Below are 19492 nucleotides of genomic sequence, written 5' to 3' on the forward strand. Positions count from 1 at the left end.
GATCATCGCCTCGTTCGGTACGACCTTCGCCTGGTTCACGGTGTCCAACACCGTCGAAGTCGGTCAGATGCAGATCAACGTCAAGACCGACACCTCGCTTCTCATCCGCGTCTACGACGGGGAGTTCGAGGGCGATCCCGCGCAGGATCTCCTCGACGAGGAGAGCCTGCTCGACGCGGCCACGTACCGGAACAACCTCGTTTCCACAGACATCACCGCCACTACCGAGTACTCCGGCCTCGCCGGCTACCGCCTCGGTCCGGTCACGGCCGCGAACGCCGCCTACGACGACCTCGACGGCCAGACCCTCAAGACCATGGACGTCATCACCAAGGCGCTCACGACCACGACCAATGCGAACTCGCCCACCGGCGACTTCGTCGAGCTGAAGTTCTGGCTCCTCTCCCAGGTGTCCAACAACACGATCTACCTGTCCGACCTGAACATCTCGGTCGAGGCGGCGACGAACGATCTGGACACCCAGGACAACGTCATCTACGCGGTCAACCTCGCCCTGTGGATGTCGCAGGAACTCGCCACCCCGGTCGTCAATCCGGCGCTGATCTTCAGCACCAACCCCGACTACGCATTCGCCTTCACGGCGGGCATGCGCGGCGCCGCCGACACACCCGACGAGCCGACGATCGCCGGACCGTACACGCTGACCGCCGGCCAGCGCAGCGGGCTGCTCGCGCAGCACTCGCTCTTCTACGGCCTCGATTCCGCCAGCATCTCCTCGTCGACGGCTCCGACACCCATCGCGGCACTCGACGCCGACACGCCGTCGCTGATCACCGTCCGCATCTACATCGAGGGCTGGGACGCCCAGACCACCAACGCCATCCTCGCATCCAAATTCAACATCTCGTTCAACTTCGAGATCATCGAATGAGTCGCATCCCGCATCCCCGCCCGATGAAGGCGGGGAGGCGGAACGACGGAAAGAAGGAACCTGCATGAACGCATTCAAGAAAAAGATCCTTCTCGCGGGAATGGTTGCGGTTTTCTCGTTCCTCACCATGATCGGCGCCACGTACGCCTGGTTCACGATCGGCATGGCATCGCAAGTCTCCGACATCCAGCTGAACGTCCAGACCGCCACATCGCTCATGATCATGATGGACGACGAGAACGGCGGCGGGTACAACATGGTGGACGACGAAACGTACCTGCTCAACCCCGCCAACTACGTCACGCTGCTTTCCAACGACAACATCCTCGCAGAATATCTATTCACCGACATCATCCTCGAGCCGGTCACGACCACCGACGGTCTCTCCATGATCCGTCAGGATCTCATTACCGCGGCATCCGCCAGCCCCGCCGTCCCGGGCCAGTACATCGAATTCTCGATGTGGATCCTGTCCCAGGACAAGGACGTGACGGTCGCAACAATGGAACTCGCGGTCGTCTCGAACGAGTCCAACACCGATCAGCAGGACGAGATCGTCAACGCCGTCCGCCTGTCCGTGAAATCGGCCGACATCGCGACGCCCGTGATCTATGGCTACGACAAGGATTACGATTACGAATACACGGACACAACGGTTATCCTCCCCGCAACGAAGACGGCACTCGAAGCTTTGCATGGCCTCTATTACGATGACACCGCTGTTGCGGACCAGTCCACGGACGATCTCGCACTCGCCGACACGATCCTTTCACTTACGGCCGACGTTCCCGAGAAAGTCACCGTCCGCATCTGGATCGAAGGCTGGGACTTCGATTCCAACAACAACGTCCTGAACGCCGACTTCAGTTTCTCCTTCGGTTTCATCGTCAAGGCCGTCCTCTAACGAAAAAACGCCCAAATCCCCGATATCCCGACACAACTTAGGCGCGATAACCTAAGTTGTGTTGTCTTCTCGGGGCGTTTTTTCCGAAACCGAGGATCCTCCCGCTGTGGATACGGTTTCGGAAAAGGCGCTCCCGTCGATCCTCCGACCGTCGCGCACGCCGAGATTTCGATGAAATTTCACATTTCGTGATGAAAATATCGAAAATATACTATATAATATAATTTAGCGTGTTAATCGATAGTATCGTGAGGAGTGTGTCTCAGGATGGAAAATCAGAAGAACAAGAAAAAAGGTCTCAATCTGGCGCTCAACATCGCCTTTTACGTGGTGCTTGGAGTGGTCGCGATCTATGCCCTCGTCGCCCTTTTCTCCGAACAGGAGTACAATTCGACGTCGGTTTTCGGGATTTCGTCCCTGTCCGTCCAATCCGCTTCCATGTCCGGGACGTTCGAGGAAGGCGACCTGATCTTCGTCAACACGAACGTGAATCCGGACGACCTCACCGTCGACGACGTCATCACCTACCGGATGACGATCGAGGTCGAAGGCGAGGAGTACACGATCTACAACTCGCATAGGATCGTCGAAGTCCTCTCGTATGACGACGGCGTGACCCACTGGTACCGGACCAAAGGCGACGCCAACGCCCTCGTCGACACCGATCTCGTCTTCGAGAACGACGTCTTCGGCATCTGGAACGGCGGAAAGCTTGCCGGTTTCGGCGCGTTCGTCGACGGCCTCGTCGGGTTCCTGAAGTCGCCGACCGGCTTCTTCATCTTCATCGTCCTGCCGTGCTTCTCCTTCCTCGTCTACGAGGTCGTGAAGTTCGTCAAGGTCGTCTCCGACTACAACGTCCAGAAGGCCGTCGGCGACAAGGACAAGATCCGCGAGGAAGCGCTCGCCGCCGCCCGCGCCGAGATCGAAGCGGAACGCAAGGCCCGGGAAGAAGCCGCCACCAAGAGCTGATCCGAACAGCTGCTGAACGCGCATCGACATGTCGGACAGGGAAGGAAGTGAGAACGCATGAACGAATTTTCGAGATTCTTCGTCGAACTGTACCGCTATCTCTGGGAAGACGTCAAGTACTTTTTCCGCGAAGCCGTCTGGAACGAGACGATCGTGAAATTCGTCGACAACCTGCGTTCGTACTTCTCGCTTCTAGAAACCGAGTCCGTCGACTTCACGCTGCTTTCCTGGATCATGGTCTTCGTGACCGCGATCCTGAACCTGTGCTTCTTCGCCTTCGTGATCGCCAAGATCGTCCTGATCTTCCGGCGCTATCTCGCGTTCCGCTCGATCGAGTTCGAGAAGAACGAGCTGATCGAGGAGATCGCCAACCTGAACGACAAGGTCGTCGCCCTGATCGACGAGAAGAACCAGATCCTGGCGATGAAGGTCTCCCAGCTCGGCATCAACGCCACCACCGGGCAGGCCGCCGAACGGATCGTCGCCGGGCCGGTTCCCGGCCGTTCGTTCGTCGCTCCCGCCGTCGGCTACGCCACCGCTCCGGCGATGGCGATGGGGGGTCCGGGCGTGGTCGCCGCCGCCGGATCCCCGGCCGCCGTCTCCGAGACGGCCAGGGCCGCGACCCCGCCGCCGTCGACCGAGCCGGTCGGACCTTCGCGCTTCGTCAAGCTGATCCAGGTCGACAAGGACTACGCCGGCAAGGACACGCACATCTACATGGAGGAGACGGACCAGGTCACGCTGCCCGAACTCGTGACGCGCTTCGTCAACTTCGCCGCCTCGGCCCTCAAACTCTATTACACCCCGCGCATGGTCTCCAACTTCTTCGCCGGCATGGCCGCCTCGAAGGTCATCATCCTCCAGGGCATCTCCGGCACCGGCAAGACCTCCTTGCCGTACGCGATGGCCAAGTTCTTCGGAAACCAGGCCGCGATCATCTCGGTCCAGCCGTCATGGCGCGACCGCGCCGAGATCCTCGGCTACCTGAACGAGTTCACGAAGCGCTTCAACGAGACCGACTTCCTCAAGGCGCTCTATGAAGCCTCCTACCGCAAGGACGTCAACCTGATCGTGCTCGACGAGATGAACCTCGCCCGCATCGAGTACTATTTCGCCGAGTTCCTCTCGATCATGGAGATGCCGGACTCCTCCGAATGGAAGATCGACCTCGTTCCGGACTCCAAGCCCTCCGACCCGATCAAGGTCGTGAACGGCAAGATCAGCGTGCCGCTGAACGTCTGGTTCATCGGCACCGCCAACAAGGACGACTCGACCTTCACGATCACCGACAAGGTCTACGACCGCGCGATCGCGCTCGAGTTCACCGCCAAGGGCGAATTCTTCCAGGCCCCCGAGACCCAGCCCGTGAACATGTCCTACTCCTACCTGCAGGAGCTGTTCGACGAGGCCTACTACAAGTATCCCGTCTCGCGCGAACTGCTCGACAAGTTCACCGTGCTCGACAAGTACGTCCAGAACAACTTCAAGATCGCCTTCGGCAACCGCATCGTGGTCCAGCTGAACAAGTTCATCCCCGTCTACGTCGCCTGCGGCGGCACGGAGGAGGACGGACTCGACTATATCTTCGCCAACAAGATCCTGCGCAAATTCGAAAGCCTGAACCTGTCTTTCCTTCGAAACGAAATGGAAGAACTCGTCACCCAGATCCACAAGATCTTCGGGAAGAACGCGTTCCCCGAATCCGTCAAGTTCGTCCGGAATCTCATGAAGCAGCTTTAGGAGGTCCGGTGAACCATGAACGATCTGAACGCGAAACGCTATTACAAGAAGATCAACACCACCTTCGCCGGCGTGAACAAGTCCGACGAGTTCGCCCAAATCTTCATGAACGTCCTCAAGAGCGGGAACACGACGCTCTACCAGAAGGAACGCCGCGAGCGTCGCGTCTTCGACGACGCCTGGATGTCCGCGGTGGAGGCGGCGGTTCCCGTCATTGATAAGATCACCCGTTCGCCCCGCGAGAACCTGAAGCAGATGACGATGATCGTGCCGGTCGAACGCGCCAAGAAGACGGACAAGGACACCGTCCGCCACCTCGCCGCCAACACCCAGCTGATCAAGTCCATCTCGCGCGAGGGGGTTGTGACGCCGTCCAAGGTCATGACCAGCTTCAACGAATCCGACTTCGGCACCTACGAGAACCGCTTCCTCAAGACCCTCGTCGACAAGCTCTACCTCTTCATCGAGAAGCGCTACGACATCATCGTCAAGAAGATGCACACCGAATACGTCAATTTCCTGAACGTCAAGTCCGCGATCAACTGGGAATCGGCGGCGATGGAGTTCGACGTCACCCTCAAGATCAACCAGAACCTTCCCGAGGACGAGATCGACCGCAAGAACCAGGAACTGCTCGACCGGATGACGACGCTCCGCACCTCGATCACCAACTTCAAGATGTCGCTCTTCATGAGCCAGATGCGGGAGTTCCCGCCGGTGAACCCGCCGATCATGAAGACCAACATCATCATGAAGAACCCCGACTTCAAGCAGTGCTACAACCTCTGGCTGATGATGGATTCGCTCGACCAGATCGGCTTCGACATCGACGTCTTCGAACGCGACGTCGAGTTCGACGACCAGTACCTCGAACGTCTCCAGAATTCCCTGATGGTGCTCTATGCGACCGTCGCCGACAACCAGAAGGACGAGTTCGTGATCAGCCAGGAGAACCCCTACTCCTTCCGCCAGGAGAAGCGCGGGAAGATCGCCAAGGTCCACGCCGGCGACATGCGCATGGAGCCGGGCGTGATCGAACTCGAGAACAACCGCCTGAACCAGTACTACCTCGAGCAGATCAAGAAGAGCAACTACTCCCGCCTGAAGACCCTCAAGGAAGCCGGCATCACCGTCCGCGAGTCGATCGACATCGTCTTCAAGCAGATCAACGACATCACCAACGCCGTATACAAGGACTACCTCGCGGAAACCTTCGACCCCGCCGCCGCGCCGACCCTCGACGAGAAGATCAAGGTCCAGGAACAGATGCTCGAGGTCTACCGCATGATCGACGAGATCAAGCGCGTCGACCTGAAGGAAATGTCCACTCAGCGTGCCGTCGCGCTCCTCGAACTCCGCAACATGAAGGATCAGAAGGCCGCCATCCTCGAGGCCGAACGGGCCGAGAAGGCGCGGATCCAGAAGGAAGAGGAAGACCGCAAGCGCAAGGAAGAGGCGGAACGCAAGGCCGCCGAAGCCGCCAAGAAGCGCAAGATCGAGGCCGCCAAGAAGGCGCTCGCCCTCGCCGAGCAGAAGCGCAAGGAGAAGCTCGCCAAGGAGAAGGCCGAACAGAAGGCCCGCGAAACCGCCGAACGCGAGAAGCAGAAGCGGATCGAACGCGAGAAGCTCGAGAAGGAACGCGCCAAGCAGCGCGCGATCGAACTCGCCGCCAGACTCAAGAAGCAGGAACAGGAGCGCCGCGAGAAGGCGCGCCTGGAGGAGATCGCCCGCCGCGAAGCCGCCAAGAAGGCGCTCGAGGAGATCGAGAAGGCGATCGCCGAAGGCGGTTTGCCGCCGAAGCCGAAGACCTCGGCCAAGAAGGCGGGCACCCCGAAACAGAACGCGGCGCCGAAGAAGGCGGCGGCCAAGGAGCCGATCGTCGTCGCGCCGACGGAAATCGAAGCGAAGAACCAGGAAAGCGATCCGCAGTGACATGGCGGCGCCGGTCAAAGGAGGGATGGACATGTTCAAACGGAAAATGTCTCTATCCATCGCGGCTTTGACCAGCGCCGTCCTTTTGTTCATCGGCGCCACCTTCGCCTGGCTGACCCTCTCCGACATCGTCCATCTCGGCGGCACCGAGGTCGCCGTCGAGGACGTCGAGGCGACCGCCGTCCTCGAAACCTCCGCCGACGGCGTTTCGGGCTGGACGTCGACATCCGCCATCGCGATTGCGAACGCCGTTCCCGGCGACGTCTTCTACTATCGGCTCGTGATCACGAACGTCGGCGCCAAGCCGATCGACACGGCCGTCGCCTTCATCGGCTTTTCGAACTCGGTCGCCGACATCCTCGGCGACGACGCCAACTTCCAGGCGGGGCGCTCGCTCGCCGCGGTCCTGCTCTACTCGATGACCAACACCGCGAATACGGACACGATCACCGACCAGCCGATCCAGACGCTCGCCGGCGGTCCGGTGACGTCCGCCTCGCAGTTCTACGGCGCGACGAACCTCGACATCGCCGTTTCGGATTCGGAGACCGTCTACTTCTCGCTTTCGATCGCCGAGACGATGGGCAACGACTACCAGAACCTGAAGCTCACGATCGATCTGATCTCGGTCCAGTCGATCGCGGACGAGGGGTGATCCCGATGCGGACGAAGATCCGGATCCTTACCCTGCTTTCGCTCTTCTTCCTGCTCGCGGCGCTCGCCGTCGTCGGGATGACCTACGGCTGGTTCGGTCAGTCGGTCACCTTCACGACCGAGAACATCGCCGCCGGCGACCTCCGCTATACCGAGACGGGCGCGTTCATCGCAAACGACACGATCGTCGTTCCCGGCCAGGAACTGATCGCGACGCCGATCGCGGTCGACAACGACTCGCCGATCACCTCGCAGCTACGGGTGCTCGTGACCTACGACCGATGCACCAACCCGGGCACCGTCACGTGCGTCGAGACGACCTATGCGGACGCCGTCGACGACCACCTCGCGGTGACGTTCGGAACGGGCTTCTCGTACATCTCCGGCTACTGGTACTACACTCCCGGAACCCCCGTCACCACCTACGAGATCGCGGCCGCATCCGGGCCGATGACGATCATCACGTCGATTTCCTACGACGGCGATCTGACCGGCATCGACTATGGCGGACAGAACGTCTCCGTCAGCGTCACGATCCAGGTCAAGCAGGCGGACAACGTCGCCTGGACGAGTCTCTCGGGTTACGATTTCGCGACCGGATATCCGGCATAGGCGGAACCGCGTTCCGCCTTTTCCTTGGAAGGGAGGTCCACGATGAAGAAGATCCTCCACCGCCTCGGCGCGGCGCTTCCCTATCTCGTCTTCCTGCTCGCGGTCCTGCTCGTCCTGAACGTCGTCTGGGCCCTCGGACGGCGGGAGGTGCCGTCGCTCTTCGGCTACAGCGTGCTCTACATCAAGTCGGGGTCGATGGAACCTTCGATCATGACCGGAGACATCATCGTCGTCGCCCGGACCGATCCGGACGACCTCGAGGTCGGCGACGTGATCACCTTCGAGACGACGATCGAGGTCGGCGGGAACGCCGTCCTGACCACCGTCACCCACCGCATCGTCACGGCCGCGGGCGAAGGGGACGGACGCACGTTTTCGACGCGCGGCGACGCGAACAACGCCGCCGACGACTGGACGGTGACCGCCGACCAGATCGTCGGACGCTACCTCCGGCGATCCGTCTTTCTCGGAAACGTCTACCGCTTCGTCACGTCGGGGGGACAGAACCTCATCTACCTCGGCGCGATCGGACTCTTCCTTCTGATCGGGCTCTCGGAAGGCGCCAGCCTCGTGAAGGCCGTCAACGAGCATCGCCGGCAGACCCTGGAGGCCGAGAAGGCGAAGTTGGTCGAGGAACTCAAGGAAGAACTGCTCAAGGAAACGCACGAAGGGGATCCGGAATGACGCGGGTCCCTTCTTTTTCTTCCTCTGGCGATCCTTTTATATTATAATGGACGGTGGATGTGATACCCATGGAATACATCGTGCTGGCGTCGGGCTCGAAGGGCAACGCCACGATCCTGAAACACGGCGACGCCCGCTATCTCGTCGACGCCGGCATCTCGCTTCGCATGATCCAGAGCCGGCTCTCCCTCCGCGGCGAGCGTCTCGAACGGCTCGACGGCGTCTTCGTGACCCACGAACACGCCGACCACGTCGGCTTTTTGGTCGCGATCGTGAACAAGTTCCGTTGCCCCGTCTACCTGACCGAGGGCACGAAGCGGAATCTCCCGCGTCCCGTCGGGACGAACCTGAAGGAGACCGACTTCCGCGTCGTCAAAACCGACGAACCGATCCTGCTCGACGGCATCACCGTCAAGCCCTTCGCCACCTACCACGACGCGCTCGAGCCGTGCGGGTACAAGTTCACCGCCGGCGGCCGCGCACTCGTCTACATGACCGACACGGGGTATTTCCCGGAAGACCGGATCGACTCGATCAGGAACGCGGAGGCCTACGTGATCGAGGCCAACCACGATCCGGACATGCTTCTGGAATCGGACCGTCCGTGGATCCTGAAGCGCCGCATCCTCGACGACCAGGGCCATCTTTCCAACGAGGATTCGGCCTTCCTCGTCGCCAACCTCGTCGGCGACCGCACCCGCGCGATCACGCTCGCGCATCTCTCCCAGGAATGCAACACGCCCGACAAGGCGCTTTCGACCTATCGTTCGGTCTTCCTCGAACAGGGTCTTGCGCTCGACCAGGTCCGGATCGTGTGCGCGCTCCAGGACGAACCGATGGAGGTGGAATCCGTATGAATCATGAATCGATCGTCCGCGAAGGCATGGCGGACTTCCTCGGCGCCGGCGTCCCGATCGCCGTCCTCGACCGCCTCAAGGGCGGCATGTCGAACTCCAACTACGTCGTCGAGGCCGAAGGCACGCAGTACGTCTACCGCATTCCCGGCAAGAACGCCGAGGTCTTCGTCGACCGGCGGATCGAGGCGAAGACGCTTTCGCTCGTCGCGCCGCTTCGGATCGACGGCAACCTGACGCGCCGCCTCGACGTCGCGACGGGCCGCAAGATCAGCCTGTTCGTCCCGGGAATCCCGCTCGCGCAGGCGGATCCGGCGGCGCATTACCGGTCTGCCGCGGCGATCCTCCACCGCCTGCACGACGCCGGGCTCGAAACCGAGCTCGACTACGCCCCCTACGAGCGGCTCCAGCGGTACGAACGCCTCGTCGTCGAACGCGGTCTGTCGCACGCGGCCGACTATCTCGACATCCGCGACCGCTTCCTGTCCTTCCGCGCCGCCCTCGACGGTGGGCCGCGCGTCTTCTGCCACAACGACGCGCAGACCTCCAACTTCATCCTGAAGCCGGACGGAGAGATCCTTCTGGTCGACTGGGAGTTCGGCGGAAACAACGATCCGCTCTATGACGTCGCCTGCTACGGCAACAACGACTTCCGCTATGCGGAGGGCCTCCTGCCCGTCTATCTGGGCCGGACACCGACGCAAAAGGAGTGGTTCCGGCTCTACGCGTGGCGCACTTTCCAGTGCCTGCAATGGCACAACGTGGCGCTCTTCAAGGAGGCGACCGGGCTCTCGCAGGAGCTCGGACTCGACTTCAAGGCGATCGCCGCCGCCTACGTCGCGAAGGCGAACGCGATGTACGATTCCGCCGTCGCCCATCGCTGAAAGCGGTTTATCCCCCGAAAGCACATTGTCATCGGCGTCGTTTTCGGGTATAATATTCAGATGGAAATGACGATCACCATAAGAACCCATAGGAGGTTGTTTCAATGGCTGAGAACATGAAAAAAGTCTTTGAATCGATGGACGGAAACCAGGCTGCGGCGTACTGCGCCTATGCGTTCACCGAAGTCGCCGGCATCTACCCGATCACGCCGTCGACGCCGATGCCCGAGTTCGTCGATCTCTGGGCCTCGCAAGGCAAGAAGAATCTCTTCGGGATGCCCGTCAAGGTCATCGAGATGCAGTCGGAGGCCGGCGCCGCCGGCACCGTCCACGGCTCGCTTCTCTCCGGCGCCCTCACCACCACGTTCACCGCATCCCAGGGTCTGCTCCTGAAGGTCCCGAACATGTACAAGATCGCCGGCGAACTCCTTCCCGGCGTCATCCACGTCGCCGCCCGTTCGATCGCCGCCCACGCGCTTTCGATCTTCGGCGACCATCAGGACGTCATGGCCGTCCGCCAGACCGGCTTCGCGATGCTCGCGTCGGGCTCCGTCCAGGAGACGATGGACATCGCCGGCGTCGCCCACCTCGCCGCGATCAGGACGAGCGTCCCCTTCCTGCATTTCTTCGACGGCTTCCGCACCAGCCACGAGGTCAACAAGATCGAAGTGATGGACTATGCCGTCTTCGACCGCCTGCTCGACCGCGAGGCCGTCGCCGCCTTCCGGACCCGCGCCCTCAACTCCGGCAACCCGGAGACCCGCGGCACCGCGCAGAACGACGACGTCTACTTCCAGGCGAAGGAGATCCAGGAGAAGTACTACACCCCGATCCCCGACGTCGTCGCCAAGTACCTGAAGGAGATCTCCAGGGTCACCGGCCGCGACTACCGTCCGTTCTCCTACTACGGCGCCGAAGACGCCACCGACGTCATCGTCGCGATGGGCTCGGTCACCGAGGCGATCCGCGAAGTCGTCGACTTCAAGCTCGCCCAGGGCGAGAAGGTCGGCCTCCTCGCCGTCCACCTTTACCGTCCGTTCTCCGCGAAGTACTTCTTCAAGGCGATGCCGAAGTCGGTCAAGCGCATCGCCGTTCTCGACCGCACGAAGGAGACCGGCGCCGAAGGCGAACCGCTCTACCTCGACGTGCGGAGCATCTACTACGGCACCGCGAACGCCCCGAAGATCATCGGCGGCCGCTACGGCCTGTCCTCCAAGGACACCACGCCGGCGCAGATCTTCGCCGTCTACGAGAACCTCCGCGGCAAGAAGAAGAACCATTTCACGATCGGCATCGTCGACGACGTCAACGGTTCGTCGCTTCCGGTCGCGGAATATCCCGACGTCACCGATCCCGACACCACCGAGGTCCTCATGTTCGGTCTCGGCTCCGACGGCACCGTCGGCGCCGTGAAGAACATCTCCAAGATCATCGGCGACTACACCGACCTCTACGGCCAGGCCTATGCCTCGTACGACTCGAAGAAGTCGGGCGGCATCACCCGCATGCACCTGCGCTTCGGCAAGAATCCGATCCGCGCGACCTACCTCGTCAACAACCCGCACTTCGTCTCGTGCTCGCAGGAATCCTACCTGACGCGCTTCGACCTCATCGGCGGCATCCGCAAGAACGGCGTGTTCCTCCTGAACGCGTCCGTCGACCCGGCCGATGTCGGCTCGATTTTGCCCGACGACGTCAAGAAGGTGCTCGCCGAGAGAGGCGTCCGCTTCTACGTCATCGACGCCTTCAAGCTCGCCCGCGAGATCGGCGAGGTCAAGCTGATCTCGACGATCATGCAGTCGGCGTTCTTCAAGCTGAACGAGCAGATCATGCCCTACGAGAAGGCCCAGAAGGCGATGAAGAAGTTCGCCGAGAAGTCGTTCTCGCGCAAAGGCGAGGCGATCGTCAAGATGAACTACGAGGCGATCGACCGCGGCGCCGACGGCATCCGCCTGGCGCAGGTCGATCCCGCCTGGGCGAAGCTTTCCGTCAAGGTCGTCGACGATCCCAACCGTCCGGCGTTCGTGAAGAACGTCGCCGACAAGGTCAACTCGATCCGCGGCTACGAGCTGCCGGTCTCCGCCTTCCTCGGCTACGAGGACGGCCGGATCCCGAACGGCACCGCCGCCTACGAGAAGCGCGGCATCGCCGAAGAAGTCTCCACCTGGATCCCGGAGAACTGCATCCAGTGCAACCAGTGCTCCTACGCCTGTCCGCACGCCTGCATCCGCCCGATCCTCGCCACCCCCGAGGAAGCCGCCAAGGCGCCGGAAGGCACCGTCTGGAAGGACGCCGTCGGCCAGGGCCTGCAGGGCCTCAAGTACCGCATCCAGGTCTCCATCCTCGACTGCACCGGCTGCGGCGTCTGCATCAACACCTGCCCCGGCATGAAGGGCGTCAAGGCGCTCGAATACCGTCCGATCACCGAAGGCATCCGGAACAAGGAGCACGTCAAGGCCGACTACCTCTACAACAAGGTCACCAACAAGGTGGGCCTCGTCGGCAAGACGAACCTCAAGAACAGCCAGTTCGCGCAGCCGCTCTTCGAATTCTCCGGCGCTTGCGCCGGCTGCGGCGAAACTCCGTACATCAAGATGGTCACCCAGCTGTTCGGCGACCGCCTCGTGATCGCCAACGCCACCGGCTGCTCGTCGATCTACGGCGCCTCGTTCCCGGCCTCGCCCTACACCAAGAACGCCGAAGGCCGCGGTCCGGCCTGGGCCAACTCGCTCTTCGAGGACAACGCCGAATTCGGCTTCGGCCTCCAGATCGGCGTCGAGACGATGCGCGACCGGCTCCAGAACACGATCTATAACGCCCTCCCCTCGTTCGCGGACGAAACCGTCAAGGGACTCCTGAACGAATGGCTCGAGAACCGCGGGAACGGCGAGAAGACGCTTGCGATCTCGAAGAAGCTGATCCCGCTCCTCGAGGCCGACGGCTCCGCCGCGGCGCAGTCGATCCTCGAACTGAAGGCCTACCTCGTCAAGCAGTCGCAGTGGATCATCGGCGGCGACGGCTGGGCCTACGACATCGGCTTCGGCGGTCTCGACCACGTGATCGCCAACGCCGAGGACGTGAACATCCTCGTCCTCGACACCGAGGTCTACTCGAACACCGGCGGACAGTCGTCGAAGTCGGCCCGCGCCGGCTCGATCGCCAAGTTCACCGCCGCCGGCAAGCCCGGCAAGAAGAAGGACCTCGCCGCGATCGCGATGACCTACGGCCACGTCTACGTCGCCCAGATCGCCCACGGCGCATCCGGCGCCCAGGTCCACAAGGCCCTGACCGAGGCGGAGAACTATCCGGGACCGTCGCTCGTCCTCGCCTACTCGCCGTGCATCAGCCACGGCCTGCACAACGGCATGGGCACCTCCCACATGCAGGCGAAACTCGCCGTCGAGTGCGGCTACTGGCCGACGTTCCGCTACGATCCGCGCCTCATCGCCCAAGGCAAGAACCCGTTCCAGATGGATTCGAAGGAACCCGACTGGTCCAAGTACCACGCCTTCCTGATGAGCGAGACCCGCTACGCCCAGCTTTCGCAGATCAACCCGGCGAAGGCCGCGGAACTCCTCGAGCGCAACCTGAAGGACGCCCAGTCCCGCTACGCGATGTACAAGCGCTACCTCGCGATGGACTATTCGAACGGCATCTGATTCATCCCGTCATCCGGACGGCGCCTTCGCGGCGCCGTCCTTTTCCTTCACACAACGCACATCATGCGCAGGTATAATCCAGATGTACGCACGCGCGACCGATAAAAAAGGTTTCGCGCCGCGCGGGAATGAGATATAATAGATAATAGCGTATTCAACCCAGTAAGGAGCCTACGACATGTTCAGAAGCATCGGCAAGAAATCCCTGATCGCGCTCTTGTCCGCCTTCGCCCTCTTCGGCGCGACGGCCTGCAGCGAAAAGACCACGATCTCGACGGCGGACAACGGCGCCGTCGTTCCCGGCCTCGCCAATCCCGACGAGGTCTTCTATCACAACGAATCCGGATCCGTGGCGGTCACCTACGGCGACCTCTACGAAGAGTTCAAGATCAACGACGGCATCAACCAGCTGCTCTTCATGATCGACTCCGTCATGCTCTCGGAAACCCTCGCCGCCGTCACCCCCGAAGAGATCGAAGCGAAGCGGCTCTATCTCACCTACGGTACGAGCGACGCCGCGGAGATCGCGGCGCTCGAGCCCGACGTCAGGGACGACTACGAGTCGACCTACGATCAGAACATGACGCTCCTCGGCTACTCCGGGAACGAAGACGAATACCTCCGGATGATCTGCGCCAAGGAGAACTTCGTCACCGCCATGATGCTCGACGAGACCTATGCGGAGGAATCATGGTATGTCGGCGAAGCCGCCGTCGCCAAATACTACAAATCCAGCTATTACGTCGACGCGAAAGCCCTCAAGATCAAGTTCCTCTCGCTCACCGACGCCGAGGCGGTCATGGACAGCCTGAACCTCGTGTCGTACCACGGCGAGCTCCGCCGCTACGTCGGCACGAAGCCGATCGACCAGGTCCCGTTCTTCAACGACGACAACACCGCCGTCCTCTCCGACGCCGAGGTCATCGCCGCCTTCGTCGAGATGTACAACTTCGTCTACGGCAGCTACCGCACCCCGATCGTCGACGCCTCCGCCGAAGCGTTGAAGGCGCTCGACGCGACGACGCTCGTCTACGCCGACGTCGCCGACGCCCAGGCGTCGCTCGCGACCTTCATCTTCTCCACCCTCGACAGCTACGACAGCTATCTCGAGGATGCGGCCAACGATGCGTGGTTCACCTACGAACCGGTGCGCTATCCGGGCACCTCGGATACCGCCTACTACATGATCATGAAGCTGACCGACACCGCCAAGGTCGACCTGACCGGCTTCTCCGCCGACACCGACGACCTCGTGTCCCTGATCGGTCAGGACGTCTATGACGAGATCGAATCGATCATCGTCGAAAATCAGCTGGCGACCTCGAGCTTCGTGTCCAACCGCATCGCCGAAGCCCGCGCCGAAATCGGCTTCGTGATCAAGGACTACTATCTCGGCGTCGACTATCAGAGCATCTACACCGCCTACGAACTCGACGAGGAGGGATCCGAGTCGATCGTCGCCGTCTTCGGCGAGACGGAGATCACCGCCGACGAACTGCTCGCGTTCGCCATGGCGAAGAACGGTGCCCTCTACGCCCTCTACGCCGCCCAGTTCCCCTACGTCTTCGACATGCACTTCGCCGACGTCTATTGCGTGGGAAGCGTGACCTGCGAGACCGACATCTCCGCCAACTCTTCGGAAAAGCTCGCGGAGCACAGGGAGACGCTCGCGACCCTCAAGAGCAACTTCGAGAAGAGTTCCTACGCCTCGATCTACACCTTCGCCGAATACCTCTATCTCGCCTATGGCGCGAAGTCGGAGGAGGAGATGATCGAGAAGTACTACATCAAGTCGTCGCTGCAGCCGTACGCGGTCTATGACCGGATTGTCGCCGACGACTGGGCGATCCTCACCGACTACCTCTACGGACTCGTCCAGGAGTACTACGCCAACTACTACAGCCTCGACGTCCAGGTCCTCCAGATCTTCGTCGACCGCGACGAGAACGGAGTCGCCGACGACTACGAGGAGTTCGTCGCCGGGCTTGCCGATCCGGACGCCTACGACACGCTTCTTGCGGGCTTCGAAGCCGCGATCCGCGCGTACATGGACGCGGACGAGAGCCGCACCTATTCGAACCTCATCTCCGCCTACAACAAGGCGAAGCGGACCGACGCGACGTGGGGATCCTACAAGCAGTTCGGACTGATGCTCGCGACGACGGATTTGTCGTCGAGCGAGTCGGTCACGTACCTCAATTCCCTCGACGTCTACAATCAGAACATCATCGACGGGTTGATCGCCGCCTACGCCGAATACCGGCTCCCCGAGAACGAATCCAAGTCCTCGATCTACTACTCCGAACTCGTCGACTCGGCCGACGGCACCTACCTCCTGTATTGCGAGAAGGGATCCGACTTCGAGAAGCCGACGGCCCAGTTCACGATGACCTACGAGACCGACGGCGTCACCCCGAAATACACCGTCGGTTCCGAGAACGACCAGGACGTTCCGTCGCTTTCGCAGCTGAAGCTCTACGCCGAATCCCGTTTCTACGAGATCGTCTACGGCACCGGCGCGGACGTCGAGAAGGTCTACGACATCACCGTCCCAGTCCTGCCGACGTCGGTCAAGACGGCGATCGAAGCCTACTTCACCGACCTGCACGACTCGATGTACGTCGTCGGATTCCTCAACATCATCGTCGCCGAAGAACTCCAGACGGGTACTTTCGGCGGACTCCTCGCGGGCTACGTTCTCGACGAAGCCGCCATCAAGACCGCGATCGACGCGATCGCGGACGTCTACTTCCTCCAGGTCTTCCAGAATTACGATCCGGGCGAATGATTTCCCGAATTGACAAGCGGGACCGCAAGCCTTATAATGAAGTCGAAGATCCACAATTCCATCTTCCAATCAGGGGGAAACCCCGGGTCGAAAGACAGCATGCCGAGTGCGGGACAGCGAAAACTGCCCGCACTTCGCGTTTATGAAGGAGATTTCCCGATGTCCGATCCGCAGGCCGAGAAACGTATCATCAAGAAGACCACCGTCCTCACCACGATCTTGAACGCGTTTCTGGCGATCATCAAGATCGTCGCGGGCGTCTATGGCCGGTCGACGGCCCTGATCTCCGACGCCGTCAACTCGATCGGCGACGTCGCCACCGCGATCGCGGCGGCGATCGCCGCGGTGTTCGCGCGCAAGGCCCAGGACGACGACCACCCGTATGGCCACGAAAAGTACGAGAGCATGGCGTCGGTGTTCCTCGGCGTCGCCCTGATCGTCACCGCGCTCGAGATCGGCAAGGCCGCGATCGGGTCGATCTACGCCTTCCTGTTCGTCCCCGGCACCACGATCGCCGCCCCGTCGGCGGTCGCCCTGATCGCCGCCGCGGCGACCATCGTGATCAAGGAGACGATGTTCCGCTTCACCCGCGCGGCCGCCCGGAAGGCGGCGTCGCCGGCCCTCGAGGCGATGGCCATGGATCACCGCTCCGACGAATTCTCCGCCGGCGGCGTGATCGTCGGGATCCTCGGCGCGATGCTCGGCCTTACCGTGCTCGAACCGGTCGCGTCGCTCGTGATCTGCCTTCTGATCATCCGCACCGCCTTTCTCGTCATCAAGACCGGCTTCAGCCAGGTTGTCGACCAGGCGGCCGGCCCGGAGACGGTCTCCCGCCTCGAAGCGATCGTGAACGCCCATCCGGGTGTCGTGGGCATCGACGAGATGAAGACGCGCATGTTCGGTCTCAAGCTCTACGTCGATCTCGAGATCCGCGTCAGGAACGATCTGTCGGTCGGCGAAGCGCATGCGATCGCCGAGGGAATCCACGATCGGATCGAGGCGGAATTGCCCGACGTGAAGCACATCATGGTCCATGTCAATCCGGAAAAACTGACGTCAAAATGAAACAACCGAGAAATGTGTAAACAATTACACATTTCTTTTTAATTTATTCGATCTTTTTAGGAAAAGTCGAGGAAACACTGTTGAAAACGCTAACGACCTTTGCTATAATAAATGAGTAAACGGTTACGCGAAATGAAATAAGGAGGAAATGACACAAATGAAGAAGGGCTTTTTACTGCTTTCGTTCCTGCTTCTGGCGTTCGGAATCGTCGCGTGCGACAACACCACGACGGAGATCACCACGACCCAACCGGTGACCACGGATGCCTTCTACATCTCCCTGTCGGGAGTCAGGGACACGGGTTTCACCGACGATAGCAAGATCTACGTCGACGAAACGTACAACCTGCTCGCCGGGGTTCACGCCTATGGTTCCGACGGCGTCGACTACAAGGCGAACATCAGATGGCAGACGGACAACGACGCTTGCGAGGTCGACCCCGATAACGGCACGCTCAAGGCCTACTCGGCGACCGTCTGCAGCATCACCTACACCGTCTCCGTGAACGGCAAGTATGCCCGCGCGACGAGCAACATCAAGTTCACCGCCCGTCCGCTGACGATCCAATTCACCGAGACCGACGCGATCGACAACGACGAATGGTTCGGCACCGACGGCGCCGCGATCGGCATCGACAGCTGGGACAACTCCGCGTACGTCTGGTACTACTGGGTCGCCAATGCCGACGTCCTCGGCACGACCGGCAGCGTCGGCGTCTCCGGCGGCAAACTGATCATCACCCAGGAAGGGCTCGGCGGCGTCAACTACGGCATGCAGACCGTGATGCTCTCCGACGTCGCCCTCGAGGAAGGCCGCACCTACAAGATCACGATGACGATCACATCCACCACGGACCGCATCATCGACATGGTCACCAAGGCCCCCAACAGCGACTACGCCCACGACACCCACAGCTACATCGAAGTCAAGACCGGAACGTTCGACTACGAGATGGTCTGGGTCGCCAACCAGGCCGTCCTGCACATGAACATCCTGACCGGCACGGTTCAGGATCAGGCGAACGTCGGCACCCTCGAGTTCTCGAACTTCGTCCTTTGGGAAGGCCCGATCGTCATCGAATACGCCGAAGTCCCGGACTTCTTCACGAATGACGCGATCGCCGTCAGCACCGCCATCGAATCGATCGGCAGCGGCACCGACTCCGACTTCCTCCGCCAGTACTACTACTGGATGAATGACGGCGAAATCGCCGCCGAATACGTCGAAGGCGGCTTCGAGATCGAAATCGTCACCCCGACCTCCGTCGACTACGGCATCCAGATCCAGTGGAACGACATGCTCAAGCAGGACTTCACGCTGGTTCAGGGCGCGATGTACAAGCTGACGATGAACGTCAACGCCACGACCGCCCGCACGATGGAAGTCAACGTCACCGGCGACCACTATTCGAAGCCCACGTCCCTCACCCAGAGAGTCGAACTGAGCGTCGGCGACAACGCCCTCGAATTCGAGTTCGAATCGCTCTATGACTACTACTTCATGAAGTTGAACTTCGGCAACTACGGCGACCTCGTCCAGACCGGCGTCTTCACGATCACCGACCTGAAGCTCTACGTCGACGTCAACGCCGAACCGGCCCCCGTCGAGGACGACGTGACCTTCGATCACCTCTACACCTTCACGGAAGAGTGGAACCTGATCGAAAACGGCATCCAGAACGGCGACTTCGAAGCGGAGGGCTTCGCGGTCAACGGCGAAGGCTCGGCCTGGGCCAGCTGGACGACCGTCGACCAGTCCTGGGCTTCGGTCCAGATCGACGCGACCTTCACGGTCGTCGACGGCGCGGTCGAAGTCGAGACCCTCGGCACCGGCGGCGAAGTCTGGTACATCCAG

At 61.3% G+C, this 19492-nt stretch carries 14 protein-coding genes; all 14 read left to right on the forward strand.

The window, feature by feature from the left end:
* Positions 1-892: hypothetical protein (locus WC509_08730; GenBank protein MFA5007525.1), on the forward strand; the 892-nt coding region annotated here is incomplete at its 5' end.
* A 64-nt stretch (positions 893-956) separates the two neighbouring features.
* Entirely contained in the window at positions 957-1796 is an 840-nt protein-coding gene (locus tag WC509_08735) for a hypothetical protein (protein MFA5007526.1), read from the forward strand.
* Between the two features lie 267 nt (positions 1797-2063).
* Positions 2064-2765, forward strand: coding sequence for a signal peptidase I (locus WC509_08740; GenBank protein ID MFA5007527.1), 702 nt, complete (start codon positions 2064-2066; stop codon positions 2763-2765).
* Between the two features lie 57 nt (positions 2766-2822).
* The gene (locus WC509_08745) at positions 2823-4505 is read left to right on the forward strand and encodes a hypothetical protein (protein MFA5007528.1); all 1683 of its coding nucleotides are present in this window, start codon (positions 2823-2825) and stop codon (positions 4503-4505) included.
* Positions 4506-4520: 15 nt separating this feature from the next.
* Positions 4521-6437, forward strand: a complete 1917-nt coding sequence (locus tag WC509_08750) for a hypothetical protein (GenBank protein MFA5007529.1) — start codon at positions 4521-4523, stop codon at positions 6435-6437.
* Positions 6438-6468: 31 nt separating this feature from the next.
* A complete protein-coding gene (locus WC509_08755; GenBank protein ID MFA5007530.1) occupies positions 6469-7092 on the forward strand; it encodes a hypothetical protein in 624 nt (207 codons plus the stop codon).
* A gap of 5 nt (positions 7093-7097) precedes the next feature.
* Complete coding sequence (locus WC509_08760) at positions 7098-7703, forward strand: hypothetical protein (GenBank protein ID MFA5007531.1); 606 nt, start codon at positions 7098-7100, stop codon at positions 7701-7703.
* Positions 7704-7745: 42 nt separating this feature from the next.
* Positions 7746-8387: a signal peptidase I gene (locus WC509_08765; GenBank protein ID MFA5007532.1), complete on the forward strand. Its 642-nt coding sequence runs from the start codon at positions 7746-7748 to the stop codon at positions 8385-8387.
* 68 nt (positions 8388-8455) lie between these two features.
* The gene (locus tag WC509_08770; GenBank protein MFA5007533.1) at positions 8456-9244 is read left to right on the forward strand and encodes an MBL fold metallo-hydrolase; all 789 of its coding nucleotides are present in this window, start codon (positions 8456-8458) and stop codon (positions 9242-9244) included.
* Positions 9241-10125: a choline/ethanolamine kinase family protein gene (locus WC509_08775; GenBank protein MFA5007534.1), complete on the forward strand. Its 885-nt coding sequence runs from the start codon at positions 9241-9243 to the stop codon at positions 10123-10125. The genes WC509_08770 and WC509_08775 overlap by 4 nt, the downstream gene beginning before the upstream one ends.
* Positions 10126-10241: 116 nt before the next feature.
* Positions 10242-13784 carry a pyruvate:ferredoxin (flavodoxin) oxidoreductase gene (nifJ, locus tag WC509_08780; GenBank protein ID MFA5007535.1) on the forward strand — a complete coding sequence of 1181 codons (3543 nt, stop codon included), beginning with the start codon at positions 10242-10244 and terminating at the stop codon, positions 13782-13784.
* Between the two features lie 178 nt (positions 13785-13962).
* Positions 13963-16572 carry a hypothetical protein gene (locus WC509_08785; protein ID MFA5007536.1) on the forward strand — a complete coding sequence of 870 codons (2610 nt, stop codon included), beginning with the start codon at positions 13963-13965 and terminating at the stop codon, positions 16570-16572.
* 159 nt (positions 16573-16731) lie between these two features.
* The gene (locus tag WC509_08790; protein ID MFA5007537.1) at positions 16732-17637 is read left to right on the forward strand and encodes a cation diffusion facilitator family transporter; all 906 of its coding nucleotides are present in this window, start codon (positions 16732-16734) and stop codon (positions 17635-17637) included.
* Between the two features lie 157 nt (positions 17638-17794).
* Positions 17795-19492, forward strand: a 1698-nt coding sequence (locus WC509_08795) for a hypothetical protein (protein MFA5007538.1), incomplete at its 3' end; no start/stop codon positions are given.

This window comes from Candidatus Izemoplasmatales bacterium, assembly GCA_041649275.1.
Lineage (GTDB): Bacteria > Bacillota_I > Bacilli_A > Izemoplasmatales > Hujiaoplasmataceae > UBA12489.